We start from the raw sequence: 16,952 nt of genomic DNA on the forward strand, positions 1-16,952 counted from the left end.
AAAAGAACGGCACGACAGCGTCAGGAAACGTTACGCGAGGGGCGCGACGTTCGCGGCGGTGGTCGTCTCGTTGTCGACCGTTTCGTTGTCTGCGGTCTCGTTCTCGGTCGTCTCAGTGTCGGCGGTCTCGTCGTCAGCGGTCTCGTTCTCGGCCGTCTCCTCCTCGCTCGCGTCGCCCTCGTCACCGAGGAGGTCGCTCAGCGCGTTCCCGAGGTGGTCGACGTCACCGCCGAGGAACGACTGAATCTGCTCGTGGATGGCGGAGACGTGGTCCGGGACCTGCTCGGGGAGGTCCGTCGGCGGGCCGCGCTCGCCGGCCGCGTCGGACGCGTTCTCGTCAGCGTGCTCGGAGGCGTTCGCGGCGTGCTCCGAAGCGTTCGCGGCGGGGCCGACGTCGCTAGGCGGGCCGGCGGACTCGTTGTCGTCCGCATCCGTCTCGTTCTCGCCGGCCTCGTCAGCGTCCTCGCTGTCGGCTTCAGCGTCGTCCGCGTCGGCGTCGCCGGCGTCGTCCGGCGCGTTCCCGTTCGCTTCGTCGGGTGCTTCGTCTGTCGGTGCGTTGCCGGGGGTCGCAGCGCCAGCCGCTGCGGCACCGCCGACGAGGACGGTCGCCGCGACGACCAGCGTGAGCAGTTTGCGTGCGTTCATCGCAGTCGTCTCTCGGAGCCCATCCCACTTGAACCGGGGTAGCCGTGAAGCCGGATTTCCGGTTCAGTAGCCCGTCTCAACCCCGATTAAGCCGAATTCAACTGCGATTAACGGTGGTCGTGCGGCGGAACCAGGCCGGCTCCGTCACAGCGGCCGCGCTCGTCGCTGGCGCGCGCCGAACTACTCGCGCGTGAGCACGAGCTTGCCGTGGAAGTCGCCGGCTTCGCCGCGGCGGTGGGCGTCGGCGACCTCGGCGAACGTGAAGTACTCCGAGACGACGGGCTCGACTGCGCCGTCGTCGACGAGCGAAGCGATTTCGCGGAGTTCGTCGCCGATGCGCTCCTGTCGGTCGCCGAGCAGTACGGGCAGGATGACCAACACGACGCCGAGTTCGAGGGAGTTGGCGTGCATCGCCGAGAGGTCCTGCGTGGAACTGGACTCCGTGGTGACGACCGTCCCGAACGGCCGCACCGCGTCGAACGACGTCTGGATGTGGTCGTCGCCGACGGGGTCGAACACCACGTCGAAGCCGTCGCCGGTGGCGTACTCGGCCGTGTAGTCGGCGACGTCGGTGGTCGTGTAGTCCACGGTCGCGTCCGCACCGAGGTCGCTGGCGAGGTCGCGCTTCTCGGCGGTCGAACCGGTCGCAGTGACCGTCGCACCGAGGTTCGCGGCGAGCTGGACGCCGATGTGGCCGACGCCGCCGCTGGCGCCGTACGCGAGTACTTCGTCGTCCTCGCCGACGTCGGCCTTGTCGGTGAGCATCTCCAAGGCAGTCGTGGAGACGACGGGGAGCGCGGCGGCGTCTTCCAGCGGGATGGCGTCGGGAGCGGGCGCGAACGTGCCGGCGTGCCCGACGACGTAGTCCGCGAGCGCGCCATGTCGGCCCGCGCCACCCGGCATCCCGTACACTTCGTCGCCGACCTCGAAGGCGTCGACGTCGTCGCCGACGGCGTCCACGACGCCCGCGACGTCGCAGTGCAGAATCGCGGGGAACGGCGGCGCGAAGTCGGGGATGTCGCCACGCCGAATCTTGTAGTCCACGGGGTTGAGGCTGGTCGCGGCGACCTCGACGCGGACCTCCTCCGGACCGGGCTCGGGGGTCTCCACGGTCGTCTCGGTGAAGACGTCCGGGTCACCGTACTCCTCGACGACGTACGCCGTCATCTGCGAATCAGTCACGTGCGAACCGACGGGCGGCGCGTGGAAAGAGACACCGGCGTCGGCGCACAGTTCCGGCTCGTGAAGCCGTGGGTTCACGTCGCGCCGGCACGCAGACACCCACATGGACAAGCAGGACCTCCGCGAGCGCGTCTGGGACGACCTGGAGGCCAGCGGCGAAGCTCGCTTCCCGTTCCCGCCACACGGCCGCATCTCGAACTTCGCGGGCGCCAGCGACGCCGCCGACCGGCTCGCCGACACCGACGTGTGGGCGGACGCCGACGTGGTGAAGGCGAATCCGGACGCCCCACAGTTGCCGGTGCGACGCGCGGCGCTACGCGCGGGGAAGACGGTGTACGTCGCCGTGCCCCGCTTGCGCGACGAGGAGTGTTTCCTCCGTCTGGACCCCGCGGAAGTCGCGGACGTCGACGACGCCACGACGGTCAGCGGCATCAGCGAGCACGGCACACCAGTCGGCCCAGAGGACGTCGAGCCGGTCGATCTCATCGTCTCCGGGAGCGTCGCGGTCACGGAGCACGGCGAGCGCGTCGGCAAGGGAGAGGGGTACAGCGACCTCGAATTCGCGCTGTTGCGGGAGTTCGACCGCGTCGACGACGACACGGCGACGGTGACGACGGTCCACGAGCGACAGGTCGTTGACGAGAAAATCCCGACCGTCGACCACGACGTGCCGATGGACTACGTCGTCACGCCCGAGCGAGTTATCGACACAGACGCGCCCGCGACGAAACCCGAAGGTATCGAGTGGGACGCGCTGAGCGAGGAGCGCCGCGAGGAGATTCCCGTCCTGGAGCGCCTCGCCCCCTGAATCGGCCCACAGTTTAAACGGGAGAGCGCCGTACTCGACGCGTATGCCGGCTTCGAGCGGCGACAACCCGGACGCGAGCGCGGAGGCGGCGCTGTCGGCAGCCATCGACGCGGCCGACGGCGACCCCGAGTGCGTGCTCTGCTCGAAGCCCGCGGACTACTTCCTCTACGAACCCGGCAGCGTCGAGAAGTTCGTCTGCTGGGAGCACGTCAGCCCGCACTCCGCGGCCGTCGACGGCGACGGCGAGCGCCCCGGCCGTCCGGTCGCGCTCTCGCTATGACTCCATCGGGGCCATCGTCGCCGTGAACACCGCTACGTCGTCGCTCTCGTTGCGCGCGCCGTGGGCGACGCCGCGCTCGTGGACGACCACGCCCGGCGCTGACACGGTCTCCTCGCTGTCGCCCTGCACGACGACGATTTCGCCCTCCAGGACGTGGAAGGTGTTCGTCTGGTCGCCGTGCTCGTGCGGTTCGACTTCCGCGCCCGGTCCGAGCGCGAACGCCTTCACGAGTTCGTCCGGCGAGTAGTACAGCTCCTCCGTGACGACCTCGCCAGTCTCGGGCGCGAGGTCGGGATAGCGGTCGAGTGACACGCGAGAAGGGAGGCGGCGGAGGTCCTTATCTGTCGGGTTCGACGAGTTCCTCGGCGACCGTCTCGGGCCCCAGCAGCGCGGGGTCGACGGCGAGGTCGAGGACGCCTTTCACGAATTCGGGCATCGAGTCGGGCGTGAACGCGACGGTTTTCAGGTCCGCGTTCTGCTCGCGGGCGACCGGAATGGCGGTCGCTTCTGCGGCGTCCGTGATGACCAGCAGGTCGGCGTCCGCGACGCCGGCGTCTTCGAGGCGCTCCCCGGAGGCGACGCCTTCGATGCTGGTGACTTCCACGCCCTCGTTCCGGAGGGCGTCGACGATGCCGCGGTCGGGACCGACGACGATTGCCTTCATTCGTACTCGATGGTCGCGGGTGGTTTGTGGGTGACGTCGTAGACGACGCGCGAGACGTCGTCGATGGTCCCGGCGATGCGGGACTGGAGGCGCTGGAGGGTCTCCCATTCCAGTTCCTGGGCGCGCGCGGTCATCCCGTCGCGGGACTCAACGGAGCGCACGGCGACGACGTAGCCGTGCACGCGGTTGTCGCCTTTCACGCCCGTCGCCTTCCCGAGGACGGCGGCGAACGCCTGCCACGGGTCGTACTCTTCGAGTTCCTCCTCGACGACCGCGGTCGCCTCGCGGCAGACCTCGACCTTCTCGGGGGTGACTTCGCCGAGCACGCGCACCGCGAGCCCGGGGCCGGGGAACGGCATGCGCTCGCTGATGATTTCCTCGAGGTCGAGGTAGCGGGCGACCTCCCGGACCTCGTCCTTGTAGAGGTCGCGCATCGGCTCGACGATGCCCTCGAAGCCGACGCGCTCGGGGAGCCCGCCGACGTTGTGGTGGCTCTTGATGGTGCCCTCGCTCTCGATGCGGTCGGGGTAGATGGTGCCCTGCACGAGGTAGTCGGCGTCGACGTCCTCGGCGACCGTCTCGAACTCCCGAATGAACTGCTCGCCGATGACGTGACGCTTCTCCTCGGGGTCCGTGACGCCCTCGAGTTCGTCGAAGAAGCGGTCCTGCGCCTCGACGATGCGGAGGCTGTCCATGTAGTCGAAGACCTCCCGAATCTCCTCGGTTTCGCCCTTCCGCATCAGGCCGGTGTCGACGTAGACGGGGACGAGCTGGTCGCCGACTGCCTCGTACGCCAGCGCGGCGGCGGTAGACGAGTCGACGCCGCCGGAGAGCGCGATGATGGCGGTGCTGTCGCCGAGCTTCTCCCGAATCTCGGCTTTGGCGTCCGCGACGAACTCCTCGACGTCGACCATCAGTTCACCACCTCCACTTCCGTCTCGGTGGCTTCGAGGACGGCGTCCAGCAGCCCGACGAACGGCGGGCTCGCGCGGGTCGGCCGCGACCGGAACTCGGGGTGGAACTGCGTCCCGAAGAAGAACGGGTGGTCGTCGTACTCCAGAATCTCCATGCGGTTGCCGGCCTCCCCGGAGAACGTCAGGCCGTTCTCGGTGAGGTCGTCGATGTAGTCGGGGTTGACCTCGTAGCGGTGGCGGTGGCGCTCCGTACACGAGGTGTCGCCGTACAGTTCGTGGGCGAGCGTCCCGGGCTCGATTTGGGTCTCGTGGGCGCCCAGGCGCATCGTCCCGCCGAGGTCTTCGAGGTCGTACTGCTCGGGCAGCAGGTCGATGACCGGGTGGGGCGTCTCCTCGTTGATTTCCGAGGAGTGAGCGTCCTCCATCCCGAGGACGTTGCGCGCGTACTCCACGACTGCGAGCTGGAAGCCCAGACAGAGCCCGAGGAAGGGGACGTCGTGTTCGCGGGCGTACTGAATCGCGCGAATCTTCCCCTCGGTGCCACGGGAGCCGAAGCCGCCGGGGACGACGACGCCGTCGGCCTCGCGGAGACGCTCCTCGTGGTCGTCGTTCATCTTCTCGGAGTCCACCCAGAGGACGTTCACGTCCACGCCGCGTTCGAGGCCGGCGTGCTTGAGCGCCTCGTGGATGCTCATGTACGCGTCCTCGAGGGCGTACTTCCCGACGAGCGCGATGTCGACTTCGCCCGTGCGCTCGCGGGTGACGAGGTCGCGCCACTCCGTCGAGCGCTCGGCCTTCGGGAGGGCGTCGTCGGCGATGTCGAACTCCTCCATCACGTACTCGTCGAGGCCCTCCTCCTCGACGACGAGGGGGACGTGGTAGACGTCCTCGACGTCCGGGTTCGAGAAGACGGCGTCGGTGGGGACGTCGCAGAACAGCGCGATTTTCTCCTTGACGTCGGGGTCGAGTTCGTCCTCACAGCGCCCCACGAGGATGTCCGGCTGGAGACCAATCGACCGGAGTTCCTTCACGGAGTGCTGGGTGGGCTTGGTCTTCTGCTCGCCCGTCTGGGAGTACGGCACGAGCGTGACGTGCGTGAACAGGATGTCCTCGTCGTCCTCCTCGTGGCTGAATTGGCGCAGCGCCTCGAGGAACGGCATCCCCTCGATGTCGCCCACGGTGCCACCGACCTCGACGATGCAGACGTCGGAGCCCTCGGCGGCCTCGCGGACGCGCCGCTTGATGTCGTCGGTGACGTGGGGGATAATCTGGACGGTCTTCCCGAGGTAGTCGCCGGCGCGCTCGCGCTCGATGACGTGCTGGTAGACTTTCCCCGTGGTGACGTTGTGGTCGGAGGTCATGTCCACGTCGAGGAACCGCTCGTAGTTCCCCAGGTCGAGGTCGACCTCCCCGCCGTCCTTGAGCACGTACACTTCGCCGTGCTGGTAGGGGTTCATCGTCCCCGCGTCCACGTTGAGGTAGGGGTCGATTTTGACGGCCGTGACGTCGAATCCGGCGTTCGAGAGGAGGCGGCCCAGACTGGCGGCGGTGATGCCTTTCCCCAGCCCGGACATCACCCCGCCAGTAACGAACACGAACTTGCTTCCCAGTGTCGGGTCGTACCCGGTCTCCGTCGGCATACTGACTGTGCGGCGGGCGCGGCAAAAACGGTTTCGGGACGGGCGTGGTTCGCCAGCCGCTGGCACGTCCCGCCCTACGGCGAGGAGACGCCGGGGACGCCGGGTTCGCCGTCCCCGAACACGAAGTGGCCGGGGGACTCGGTCCGCCGCGAGATGGCGGCGACGCGGACGACGTACGCCGACAGCAGCGCGAACGGCGCGAGCGCGAGCACGTGGACGGCGACGACCAGCGCGTGCGTGCTCGGCAGTTGGGAGAAGTGCAGCAGGAAGAACGACACCGCCGCGATGGACGGGACGGCGACGTAGACGAGGTTCGTGGAGAGGCCCGCGAATTCGCGGCGGAGGTACAGCGACTTGAAGTACGCGCGAGCGACCGCGAAGTACTCCAGCAGGTCCAGCATCTCCTCGAGCGTGGTGGCGGCGGTCTCGGGGAGGTCGTTGCCGTGCTCGGCGCGGAGCCGCTGGAGGTCCGCGACCTGCCGGGCGTAGTCGAAGCGCATCGTCGCCAGCACCGCTTCGAGCGGGCGCTCGACGTCCTGGAGCCGGGCGTTCATGTCGCCAGACGCCGCGCCGAGCCGGTCGAGGTAGGCGTCGAGGTCCGCGCGCACGTCGACGTCCGCGGGCGGCACGTCGTCCTCCAGGCGCTGCCCGCGCTCGACGATGTCCCCGGTGAGCACCTGCAGGAACCCCTCGGGGTCGGCGGGCACGTGGTCGGCCTCGACGACGGATTCGAGTTGCCGCCGGAACTCCGCGGTGTCCCGGATGCGGCCGAACTGCTGGCCGAGTGGGCTCTGCTCGCCGGAGACGAACACGGAGTTGACGGAGACGACGATGGAGACGAGCACGAAGTTCCCCGACAGCAGCGTCGTCACCAGCGGCACCGTCGTCTCGTGGCCGCCGCCACCGAGCGTGACGAGGTGGCCGACCGGCCCGAACAGCACCGCGAACGCGGCCAGCAGCGCGGCGGCGACGGCGCGGCGGTCGCCGGTCAACAACACCCACCGCGTGAACGACGTCCAGCGACTCGTCATGTCCGCAGCGTGGACGCGTCGCCTGATAGCGGTTGTGGCGTCGCTAGCAGGCGTCCGCCAGGAACGGGCCGACCGCCTCCGCGACGTGATGGGTGCGCCCGACGAAGAAGTGGTCGGCGTCCAGTTCCACGACCTCGCAGTCGAGGCCACGGGCTGCTTCGACGACCGGCTCCCAGTCCGCGGTCGTGTCGCGGGTCGCGTAGACGACTTGCAGCGGCGCAGTCACGTCAGCGAGCGCGTTGGCGGCGTTCAGCCCGGCTTCGAGTTCGGCCGTCGGCGCGAGCAGCGACACCGCGCACAACTCGACGTCCACGCTCGCGGCGGCGAGCGCGGCGACCGACCCGCCGAAACTGAACCCGAACAGGCCCACGTGCTCGTAGCGCTCGCTCGCCCACCGGACCGCGTTCCGGGCGTCCTCGCGCTCCCCCAACCCCTCGTCCCAGTCGCCGTAGTCGAAGCGCAGCGCCGCGACGCCGCGCTCGACGAGGCACTCCGCGACGGCGACGAGGCGGTCGTCGCCGCGGTGCCCGCGATGCTGCGGGTGGGGTGGACACATGACGACGCACGCCGTCGCGCCGTCCTCGGGCGAATCGAGGGTCGCTTCCACGTCCCGCGCGCCCGGCACCAGCACGGTCTCCTGTTGCATACGGCGCCGTTAGCGGCCGAACATGGTGTAGGCTGCGATGAAGGTTATACGTCCAGAGCCCAAAGTCGTGTGTATGGGTATCGTGTCACGCCTCTCGTACGCGGTCCGGTCGAAACTGAACGCGGTCGTCAGTTCCGCCGAAGACCCGACGGAGACGCTGGACTACTCCTATCAGCGCCTGCGCGACGAACTGCGGGACGTCGAGAAGGGGCTGGCGGACCTCACCGCCCAGAAGAAGCGCCTCGAAGTCCAGCGCGAGCGCCTCCAGCGGAACGCCGAGAAGCACGACGAGCAGGCCCGCGAGGCGGTCCGGCAGGACCGCGACGACCTCGCGCGGCGCGCGCTGGAGAAGAAACGACAGAAGCGCGACCAGGTCACCGAAATCGACGACCAAATCGCGGACCTCGAGGAGACTCAGCGCGACCTCGAGGAGAAGAAGGAGGAACTGGAGACCCGCGTCGAGGAGTTCCGCACGAAGAAGGAGACGATGAAGGCGCGCCACGAAGCCGCGCAGGCCCAGACGCGCGTCTCGGAAGCCGTGACCGGCGTCGGCGACGAGTCGACCGAGGTCACCCGCGCCATCGAGCGCGCGAAAGACCAGACCGAGGAGATGGAGGCGCGCGCCGCCGCGATGGACGAACTCGACGAGCGCGGCGTCCTCGACAGCCCGCTGGGCGACGACCGCGACCGCATCGACCGCGAACTCGACGAGGAACGCGAGGACCGCGAGGTCGAAGCGGAACTGAACGAACTGCGCGCGGAGGTCCGTGGGGAGGACGCCGTCGAGCGTGGCGCGGACGGCGACGAGGACGTGGACGCGGAGTTAGAGACCATCCGCGAGGAGGAAGAGCAGGCGTAGTCGGCTACGGCGAGCGCGCGTGGCGACTACTGTTTTCCGTGCGTGCGTCGAAGCCCGGGTATGGCCGACAGCGACGATAGCAAGCCGAGCGACCAGCTGCGCGAGCGCGTCCCGCGCAGCAGCCGGTGGGTCTGGGTCGTGTTGGACGCCGACCGGCAGGCGGTCGCGGCCGGCGTGCTCGCGGTGCTGTTCTGTTCGATGGTTGCCGTGGGAACGCTGTTGCCGACACCAGCCTACGAGTTGTTGACCGACGGCGACCCCCACGAGACGCTGTTCGACGCGCTGGTCGCGGCGACGATTACGGGCGTGACGCTCGTGCTCACGCTGAGCCAGCTCGTGCTCTCCCAGGAACTCGGCGCGGCGGGCGACCAGCGCGAGCGCATGGAGGGCGCGCTGTCGTTCCGCGAGGACGCCGCCGCCGCCGCCGGGATGGACGTCGCGCCCGCGGAGCCGTCGGCGTTCCTCCGCGGGCTCGTGGAGGCGACCCGCGAACAGGCGAACGCGCTCGCCGACGCCGCGCCCGACGGCGAAGCAGGCGCGGCCGTCGACGCCTACGTGGACAACCTCACGGAGAACGCGCGCGTGGTGGCGAATCAACTCGACGGTGCCCAATTCGGGGAGTTCGACGTGGTGTGGGCGGCGCTGAACTACAACTACTCGTGGAAGATGTACGCGGGCGAACGCCTCCGCGCCGACCACGGCGACGCGCTCGACGAGGACGCCGACGCGGCCCTCGACGACCTCCTGGACACGCTGGCGCTGTTCGGCCCGGCGCGCGAGCACTTCAAGACGCTGTACTTCCAGTGGGAGCTGTCGGACCTCTCGCGGACGCTGCTGTACGCCGCCGTGCCCGCGCTCGGGGTCGCCATCGTGTCGCTGCTGTTCCTCGACCCGGCGGCGTACCCCCGGAGCACGTTCGGCGTCAACCACGCGCTGCTCGTCGTGAGCGCGGCCGTGACCGTCACCGTGTTGCCGTTCGCGCTGCTGTTGTCGTACATCCTGCGCATCGTCACCATCACGAAGCGCACGCTCTCCATCGGTCCGTTCGTGCTCCGGGAGACCGAGCGCAGCGGGGACGTCGACTGACGCCAGCGCACCCGACACTTACGTGGCCGTCCGTGTTACCTCGACACATGTACGACGCGGTCCTCGTGCCGACGGACGGCAGCGACGCCGCCTCCGCGGGCGTCACGCACGGCCTCGACCTCGCCGCGGAGTTCGACGCGGTCGTCCACGCGCTCTACGTCGTGCCCGAGTCCGAGCGCGCGAGCATCGTCGGCAGTTCGAGCAACCCCGGGGAGTCGAGCGTCGCTGCGGCCGCCGAGCGCGCCGTCGAGACCGTCGCCGCGGCCGCCGACGACCGCGGTCTCGACGCCGAAACCGAGATTCGGAGCGGGACGCCACACCGCGAAATTCTCGACTACGCCGACGAGGCGGCCGTCGACCTCGTCGTGATGGCGACCCACGGCCGGACGGGTGTCAGCAGGCTGCTCTCCGGGAGCGTCACCGAGCGCGTCGTCCGGAACGCCGACCGCCCCGTGCTCGTCGCGCGCCGGACGCCGTGACGCCCCGAATCGTAAGCTACGTCCCCGCTCCGGGCATCGGACCGGTGTAATGGACCAGCGTCGGTTCTCGAAACTGCTCGCGTGCGCGGCCGTGCTCGGCGTCGCGGTCGGCCTCGTCGCCACGGGGTTCCGGATTGCGTGGCTGGCGGCCAAGCACGCACTCTGGCACACCTTCGAGGCGACCTACTGGCGCATCCCGGTCAGCGTGGCGGCCGGCGTCCTCATCGGTGCTATCCTCTACAAGACGTACTACCCGGGCGCGCTCGCCGCGCTCGTCCGGCAGTTCCACGACGAGGGCAGGGTCCCGCTCGCGGAGAACGTCCCCACAGTCCCGGTCGGCTTCATCGGGCTCGTCGCGGGGCAGAACGCCGGCCCGGAGGGCGTGATGAGCGTCGTCGGCGGGAGTTTCGGCACGCAGGCAGCGGAGACCTTCGGGATGCCGAACGCCGAGAAACTCCTCACGCTCGCGGGCATGGGCGCGGGGTTCGGCGCCATCCTCGGCGCGCCCATCGGCGGCGCGCTGCTGTGGCTGGAACTCCCCCACGAGCGCGGACTCGAGTACTACGAGGCCATCATCCCGACGTTCGTCGCGAGCTTCGCGGGCTACCTCACGGAGGCGGCGCTCGGCGGCTTCCACCTGTTCCCGACGTGGCACGTCTCCGCGGTCGCGCCCATCTCGGGCGGCCAGTTGGTCGCTGCAGCCGCCGTCGCCGTCGTCACCATCCCGTTCGGCGCGCTCTACACGACCATCTTCGACACCGTGGGGCGGCTGTTCAACCGGTGGTCACCAGCCATCTACGTCCGGACGACCGTCGCCGGCCTCGGCATCGGCCTGCTCGGCTACGCGCTCCCCTTGACGTACTTCTACGGCGGCAGCAAGATGAACCAGCTCGTGGGCACCGACCTCGGGCTCGGGGTGCTGGTGGCGACGCTGCTCGGGACGATGGTCGCGGCCGCGTTCACTATCAACGGCAACTGGATTGGCGGGCTCATCGTCCCACACATGTTCATGGGCGCGGTGCTCGGGCTCGCGGCGTCGACGGTCGTCCCCGCGCTCCCGCCGATACTCTCGATGCTCGCGGGCATGGCCGCGTTCAACGCCGTCGTCACGGGAACGCCGCTGTCGTCGGCGCTCATCGCCATCGCGCTGACCGACGGTGCGAGCATCACGCCCGTCTTCCTCGCGGCGCTGGTCGGGTTCGTCGGGAGCCCGCTCGTCGGCTTCCTTCAGACTGCGGCGCCGCGCCGCGAACCGCCGAATTTCCACGTCGGCGACTGACCGCGAAAAACGAGTAGCGGGTTACTCCGCGAAGTCCGGTTCCGTGTGCTTCTCCGCGACCTCGTTGTCGAGGTGGTCGAGGAACGCCTCGAGGTCGACGTCGTTGCGCTCGCGCTCCTGACGGTCCCGCACCGAGACCGTCCCTGCTTCCTCCTCGTCGTCGCCGAGGACGAGCATGTACGGGACGTTGTCGTCGTGGGCCTGCTGGATTTTCCGGCCGACCGTCCAGTCGCGGTCCTCGACTTCCACGCGGTAGCCCTCCAGTTCGTTCTTCACGCGGTGGGCGTAGCCGAGGTTGTCGTCGGTCACCGGGAGGATGCGGACCTGCTCGGGCGCGAGCCACGTCGGGAAGCGGCCGTTGTAGTGCTCGATGAGCACCATGAAGAACCGCTCGTAGCTCCCGTAGAGCGCGCGGTGAATCATCACCGGCTGGTGGGCTTCGTTGTCCGACCCCGTGTACTCGAGGTCGAAGCGGTCCGGCATGTTGAAGTCCAGTTGGACGGTCGGGCCGTCCCACGTGCGCCCGAGCGCGTCCTCGAACGCGAAGTCGACTTTCGGCCCGTAGAACGCGCCGTCGCCGGGTTCGAGGTCGTAGTCGACGTTCTGCTGGTCGAGCACGTCGCGGAGCTGGCTCTCGGACTGCTCCCAGATTTCGTCGCTCCCCACGGACTTCTCGGGGCGGGTGGCGAGCGCGACCTCGTAGTCGAGGTCGAACGTGTCCAGCACCTCGAAGATGAGGTCCATGATGCGGCGGACCTCCTCCTCGATCTGGTCGGCGCGCGCGAACACGTGGCCGTCGTCGATGGTGAACGCCCACACCCGGCTGAGTCCGGAGAGTTCGCCGCGCTGCTCGCGGCGGTACACCTTCCCGTCCTCGAAGTACCGGACCGGGAGGTCGCGGTAGCTCCACGAGGACTGGTCGAAGATGGTGGCGTGGCCCGGGCAGTTCATCGGCTTCAGGCCGTACTCCTCGTCGTCGACGTCCATGAGGAACATGTCGTCGACGTAGTTGTCGTAGTGGCCGGACTTCTTCCAGAGTTCCGTGCGGAAGAGGTGCGGCGTCTCGACCTCGTCGTAGCCCATGTCGCGGTTCAGGCCGTGGACGTAGTCCGAGAGCTCGCGCAGCACGGTCTTCCCGTTGGGGTGGTAGAGCGGAAGCCCGGGACCGGTGACGTCCGGAATCGAGAAGAGGTCCATCTCGGAGCCGAGTTTGCGGTGGTCGCGCTCCTTGGCCTCCTCGCGTCGCTGGAGGTACTCCTCGAGGCCGTCCTCGGTGGGGAACGCCGTGCCGTAGACCCGAGTCAGCGTCTCGCGCTCCTCGTCGCCGCGCCAGTACGCCGCGGAGGTCTCCAGGACTTCGAAGCCGCCGATTTCGCCCGTGGAGTCGACGTGCGGGCCCTGACAGAGGTCCTCGAAGCCGTCCTGCCGGTAGAAGCTAACGGGGTCCTCGCCGGCCGCCTCGGTCTCGAGAATCTCCCGCTTGAACGGGTTGTCCTCGTACTTCTCGAAGGCCTCCTCGCGGTCGTACTCGACGCGCTCGACGTCGTAGTCGGCCTCGATGATGTCCTCGGCTTCCGCCTGAATCTCTTCGAGGTCGTCGGCGTCGAGTTCGACGTCCGCGATGTCGTAGTAGAACCCCTCGTCGGTGTACGGCCCGATGGTGAGTTTCGCGTCGGGGTGGTGGCGGAGGACGGCCTGCGCGAGCACGTGTGCGGCGGTGTGCCGGAGGACGTCGAGGTAGTCGTCGGAGCCCTCGGTGACGATTTCGATTTCGCGGTCCTCCGTAATCGGCTCCTCCTTCGCGACGAGTTCGCCGTCCAGCTTCCCGGCGACTGTGTCACGGCCGAGGCCGGGCCCGATTTCGTACGCTACGTCCTCGACCGTCGCCCCGGCTTCGACGGAAAGCGTGGCGCCGTCCGGGAGCGTCACAGTAACGGTGCTCATTCTGTCCGTTAGTTCGCCCGGAGGCACCCATAAGCCTGTTGAGACGGTGCGAGTGCGTGCCGAACCACCGGAAGCGTCGAGTCGCGCGTCAGACCTCTCGCGCGCCCGTCCCGGGCCGGTCGACGGCCTGCAGGTCGATGTGGCCGGCGGGCAGCGGGACGCCGTCGAAGTCGTCCTCGGCGAGCAGCAGCGAGCCGTCGAGGTCCGCGTAGTCCAGGAGGGGCGCGAGGTGGCAGGCAGCCGCGATACTGGCGTTGGACTCTATCATGCACCCGCACATGACTTCGAGACCGTGCGCGCGGGCGGTGTGAATCAGGCGCTTCGCCTCGCGCAATCCGCCCGTCTTCATCAGTTTCAGGTTCGCGATGTCGCAGCGGTCCGCGATGTCGGGGACGTCGCTGGCGACGATGCAGGACTCGTCGGCGGCAATCGGGAGCGGCGAGCGCTCGTAGACGTACTTCAGGCCCTCGCGGTTCTCCGCGGGTACGGGTTGCTCGACGAACTCCACGTCGTAGTCGGCGAGCCACTCGATGTTGCGGACGGCTTCTTTGGGCGTCCACGCCTCGTTGGCGTCCACGCGGATGGTGGCGTCGGGCGCGGTCTCCCGGACCGCCGAGAGCAGCGCTTCGTCGCGGCTCGTGCCGAGTTTCACCTTCAGCGTGCCGTAGCCCGCCTCAACCGCCTCGGCGGTCTTCCGGCGCATCGTCTCCTCGTCGTCGATGCCGATGGTGAAGGAGGTGTCGAGCGTGTTCGCGGCGTCCAGCCCCCAGTAGCGGTAGAGGGGCAAATCCGCGCGCTTCGCGGCGAGGTCGTGGCAGGCGATGCTGACCGCGCTGCGCGCCGCGGGGTTGTCCTCGACGACCTCGCGGAGGCCGGTCTCGATACGCGCGAGGTCGTGCGGGTTGTCGACGCGCTCGACGACGGCCAGCAGTTCCGGCAGGACGGCTTCGACGGTCGCCGCCGTCTCCCCGTAGTGCGCGGAGGGCGCGGCACCACCGACGCCGACGTTGCCCTCGTCGTCCTCGACGCGCACGACGACGTTCGCGGCGGTTTCCTGCGTGCCGCGCGCGATGGTGAAGGGGTGTTCGAGCGGGAACTCGTAGCGCTCGAACTCGGTCCTCATCGAATCACCTCGATGACCGAGTCGGGCCCGAACCGCACGGGGTCGTCGGCGGGCGCGCCGATGGCCTCGGAGAAGTCCGCGACCGCGCCGCGAGCGGCCGTGTCGGTCTCGACGCTGCGCGTGTTCAGCATCCCGCCAACTACGTCCGCGTCCGTGACCGGTTCGACGAAGGCCTCGTAGCGCTCCACGAACGACTCGACGGGCGGGAGCGCCTGGTCGTAGCCGTGGACGGAGTCGCGGCCGTGCTCGTGGCAGAGCACGAGGTGGTCGGGCATCGAGCCGTGGACGATGCTCGCGGTGACCCCGGAGTACGCGGGGTGGACGATGCTCGCCTGCCCCTCCACGAAGACGTAGTCGTGGTCCGCGCCCGCCTCCAGGACCATGCGCTCGACCGCGCCCGCGGCGAAGTCCGAGACGACGCGGTCGACGGGGATGCCCTCGCCCTCGATGAGGATGCCGGTCTGCCCGGTCGCCACGAACGCCGCGTCCATCCCCTGCTCGCGCGCGGTCTCGTACAGTTCGCGGGTGGCGGTCATCTTCCCGACCGAGCAGTCCGTGCCCACGGTCGCGACGACCGTCGCGTCGACGCTGTCCGCGACGCCGTCCGCGACGCCGAGGTCGGCGGGCGGTTTCCGCACGTCCCAGAGTTCGCAGCCGTGCTCGGCGGCGAGGTCGGCGAACTCCTCGTCCTCGCTGAGGAAGTAGTGCAGGCCCGAATAGACGTCGCAGCCGCGTTCGAGCGCGTTGCGGACGTCCGGCCGCCACGACTCGTCGAACGCGCCGCCGATGGGCGAGATGCCGATTACGAGCGCGTCCACGTCGTCCGGTACGTCGCTCATCGACGCGACTACGGGCGCGTCCTGCACGTCCGCGAGGTGGTCGTTGACGCGGGTGCCGTCGTTGTCCCGGTCGAGCACCGCGACGACGTCGTAGTCGGCGTATCGGAGGACGCCCACCGCGGTCTTCGCGCGGCCGGGGAACTTCTCGTGCGCGAGGAGTGCGACTTTCATACGACGACGGAGGCCCGCCGCTGCCTTAAGCGTAAACTACCCGACCCGGCTTCGCTTACCCATAATGGGTTTGCTCGTTGAGGGAGGGGCTTTGATATGGACCCCCGGCAATCGTCTATCAAACGGCTTGATAGCCGTCGCCGTTCAGCATCCCACCATGTATACGCACGTCTACTGGTGCGTCTGCGCCCCCCGACGTGGGCGAGGAACGCAGGCTGTGCTGTCGCTTCCGCATGTACCGCAATCCGACGTTCTTCGCACCGTTATAATCCGCATTCACTTCGTAGCCGCATTTCAGACACTCAAAGTGCTCACCGTCGCGGTTGTCTTCGTGCGTAAAACCACAGTCAGTCCGAGAACACCGCTGGCTCGTATAGCCAGGGTCCACCTGTTCAACGGATACCCCGCGTTCTGGCGCCTTGTATTGCACGTATTCAAGGAGTCGGCGGAACGCCCACACGTGATGCCACTCAGCGTGTGGCAGTCGCTCGCGAACATCCGTCAAGTTCTCAAAAACGATTACATCGGACTCGTGGTCACAAGCTTCTTCGATAATTTCGTTGGCGACCGTGTGAATGTACTGTTTGCGCCACGCACGTTCCCGCTGTCCAAGGCGTAGCAGGGCATTATGTGCGGCTTGTGTGCCGCGCTGGTGCATCTCTGCCCGCCGTTTTTCGAACTCTCGGATCCAGTGGTTGTACTCGTCACCACTCCAGAACGTGCCGGTTGAGGCGACTGCGAGGCTGTTGATACCGAGGTCGATCCCGAGGACGGTTTCGTGCCCAGGAACGTCCGAATCCTCAATTTCAACAGCTTCGCCGTTCTCGTCTACTTTCCGCGTTTTAACGTGGAAGTAGAACTCGTCGCTGGCTTGGTCGTACTGGAGTGTACTCGTCCGAAACTCGTACTCTTCAGACAAGACGTACTCTTCATATGGTGTTGGACTATCCGCTGGTAGCTCGAAATCACACTCGATGCGTCCGTTCACCGTGGAGAGTGAGATTTTGTTTCGGTAGAACGTCGCACTGCGCTTGTCGTACACCATACTCCAAGAGGCGAATTCCGGCTTGTTCGTCCGCTTGCCCTTCTTCCAGCGATCTACACCACTATCTACAGCTTGGACAGCACGCCGTATTGCCTCTTGGATGAGGTTTGCTGTCAAGTCAGTCTCCTCACGAAGTCGGTCGTACAGCGCATCTCTGGCTGTCACGTTCGAGGTGATGCAGTTCTCGTAGCTATAGTAACCGGTAGAACTTTTTACTCAGAGACAGTTGCAGTAGCTAGTGAATCATCTCGACGAGATCTCCGTCGAGGAATTGCAAGACGCTCTCGACAACGTGGACGGAAAGAAGCCGACACAAC

At 67.9% G+C, this 16,952-nt stretch carries 17 protein-coding genes and 1 pseudogene; 6 read left to right on the plus strand and 12 right to left on the minus strand.

The features are described from left to right. Nucleotides 1-30: 30 nt before the first annotated feature. Complete coding sequence (locus LPA46_RS16100; RefSeq protein WP_230893371.1) at nt 31-645, minus strand: hypothetical protein; 615 nt, start codon at nt 643-645, stop codon at nt 31-33. Nucleotides 646-825: 180 nt separating this feature from the next. Next, a complete protein-coding gene (locus tag LPA46_RS16105) occupies nt 826-1,812 on the minus strand; it encodes a zinc-binding dehydrogenase (protein ID WP_269073738.1) in 987 nt (328 codons plus the stop codon). Between the two features lie 118 nt (nt 1,813-1,930). Between LPA46_RS16105 and LPA46_RS16110 the strand changes: the two genes are divergently transcribed. Together LPA46_RS16110 and LPA46_RS16115 are read left to right on the plus strand one after the other, a co-directional pair. Continuing rightward, complete coding sequence (locus LPA46_RS16110; RefSeq protein ID WP_230893373.1) at nt 1,931-2,635, plus strand: 5-formyltetrahydrofolate cyclo-ligase; 705 nt, start codon at nt 1,931-1,933, stop codon at nt 2,633-2,635. Nucleotides 2,636-2,678: 43 nt separating this feature from the next. Further along, nucleotides 2,679-2,915: a hypothetical protein gene (locus LPA46_RS16115; RefSeq protein WP_230893374.1), complete on the plus strand. Its 237-nt coding sequence runs from the start codon at nt 2,679-2,681 to the stop codon at nt 2,913-2,915. Here the strand turns inward: LPA46_RS16115 and LPA46_RS16120 are convergent. The 6 genes from LPA46_RS16120 to LPA46_RS16145 form a co-directional block, all read right to left on the minus strand. After that, the gene (locus LPA46_RS16120) at nt 2,910-3,227 is read right to left on the minus strand and encodes a cupin domain-containing protein (RefSeq protein WP_230893375.1); all 318 of its coding nucleotides are present in this window, start codon (nt 3,225-3,227) and stop codon (nt 2,910-2,912) included. The genes LPA46_RS16115 and LPA46_RS16120 overlap by 6 nt on opposite strands. Before the next feature lie 25 nt (nt 3,228-3,252). Next, nucleotides 3,253-3,579, minus strand: coding sequence for an NAD-binding protein (locus LPA46_RS16125; protein WP_230889271.1), 327 nt, complete (start codon nt 3,577-3,579; stop codon nt 3,253-3,255). Further along, nucleotides 3,576-4,493: a glutamine-hydrolyzing GMP synthase gene (guaA, locus tag LPA46_RS16130; RefSeq protein ID WP_230893376.1), complete on the minus strand. Its 918-nt coding sequence runs from the start codon at nt 4,491-4,493 to the stop codon at nt 3,576-3,578. Before guaA ends, LPA46_RS16125 begins: the two co-directional genes overlap by 4 nt. Further along, nucleotides 4,493-6,133 (minus strand): CTP synthase, encoded by a 1,641-nt coding sequence (locus LPA46_RS16135; RefSeq protein WP_230893377.1) that lies wholly within the window; start codon nt 6,131-6,133, stop codon nt 4,493-4,495. The genes guaA and LPA46_RS16135 overlap by 1 nt, the downstream gene beginning before the upstream one ends. Nucleotides 6,134-6,207: 74 nt before the next feature. After that, nucleotides 6,208-7,164, minus strand: coding sequence for a hypothetical protein (locus tag LPA46_RS16140; protein ID WP_230893378.1), 957 nt, complete (start codon nt 7,162-7,164; stop codon nt 6,208-6,210). Nucleotides 7,165-7,207: 43 nt separating this feature from the next. Further along, nucleotides 7,208-7,810, minus strand: a complete 603-nt coding sequence (locus LPA46_RS16145) for an alpha/beta hydrolase (protein ID WP_230893379.1) — start codon at nt 7,808-7,810, stop codon at nt 7,208-7,210. 73 nt (nt 7,811-7,883) lie between these two features. On the opposite strand from LPA46_RS16145, the gene LPA46_RS16150 reads away from it, so the two are divergent. The 4 genes from LPA46_RS16150 to LPA46_RS16165 are packed head-to-tail and all read left to right on the plus strand — an operon-like array spanning nt 7,884 to nt 11,513. Next, nucleotides 7,884-8,669: a PspA/IM30 family protein gene (locus LPA46_RS16150; protein ID WP_230893380.1), complete on the plus strand. Its 786-nt coding sequence runs from the start codon at nt 7,884-7,886 to the stop codon at nt 8,667-8,669. A gap of 60 nt (nt 8,670-8,729) precedes the next feature. Further along, nucleotides 8,730-9,755: a hypothetical protein gene (locus LPA46_RS16155; protein ID WP_230893381.1), complete on the plus strand. Its 1,026-nt coding sequence runs from the start codon at nt 8,730-8,732 to the stop codon at nt 9,753-9,755. A 47-nt stretch (nt 9,756-9,802) separates the two neighbouring features. Further along, entirely contained in the window at nt 9,803-10,234 is a 432-nt protein-coding gene (locus tag LPA46_RS16160; RefSeq protein ID WP_230889278.1) for a universal stress protein, read from the plus strand. A gap of 49 nt (nt 10,235-10,283) precedes the next feature. Beyond that, nucleotides 10,284-11,513, plus strand: a complete 1,230-nt coding sequence (locus LPA46_RS16165) for a chloride channel protein (protein WP_230893382.1) — start codon at nt 10,284-10,286, stop codon at nt 11,511-11,513. A gap of 21 nt (nt 11,514-11,534) precedes the next feature. On the opposite strand, the gene thrS is transcribed toward LPA46_RS16165, so the two are convergent. From thrS to LPA46_RS16185, 4 genes and pseudogenes are all read right to left on the minus strand, one after another. Beyond that, complete coding sequence (gene thrS, locus LPA46_RS16170; RefSeq protein ID WP_230893383.1) at nt 11,535-13,457, minus strand: threonine--tRNA ligase; 1,923 nt, start codon at nt 13,455-13,457, stop codon at nt 11,535-11,537. 88 nt (nt 13,458-13,545) lie between these two features. Further along, the gene (locus tag LPA46_RS16175) at nt 13,546-14,580 is read right to left on the minus strand and encodes a dipeptide epimerase (protein WP_230893384.1); all 1,035 of its coding nucleotides are present in this window, start codon (nt 14,578-14,580) and stop codon (nt 13,546-13,548) included. Continuing rightward, entirely contained in the window at nt 14,577-15,590 is a 1,014-nt protein-coding gene (locus LPA46_RS16180) for a DUF1611 domain-containing protein (RefSeq protein ID WP_230893385.1), read from the minus strand. Before LPA46_RS16180 ends, LPA46_RS16175 begins: the two co-directional genes overlap by 4 nt. A gap of 118 nt (nt 15,591-15,708) precedes the next feature. Next, nucleotides 15,709-16,827, minus strand: a pseudogene (locus LPA46_RS16185) (RNA-guided endonuclease InsQ/TnpB family protein); the annotation flags it as partial. Nucleotides 16,828-16,952 lie beyond the last annotated feature (125 nt).

It is taken from the genome of Halobacterium sp. KA-6 (genome assembly GCF_021029015.1).
GTDB lineage: Archaea > Halobacteriota > Halobacteria > Halobacteriales > Halobacteriaceae > Halobacterium.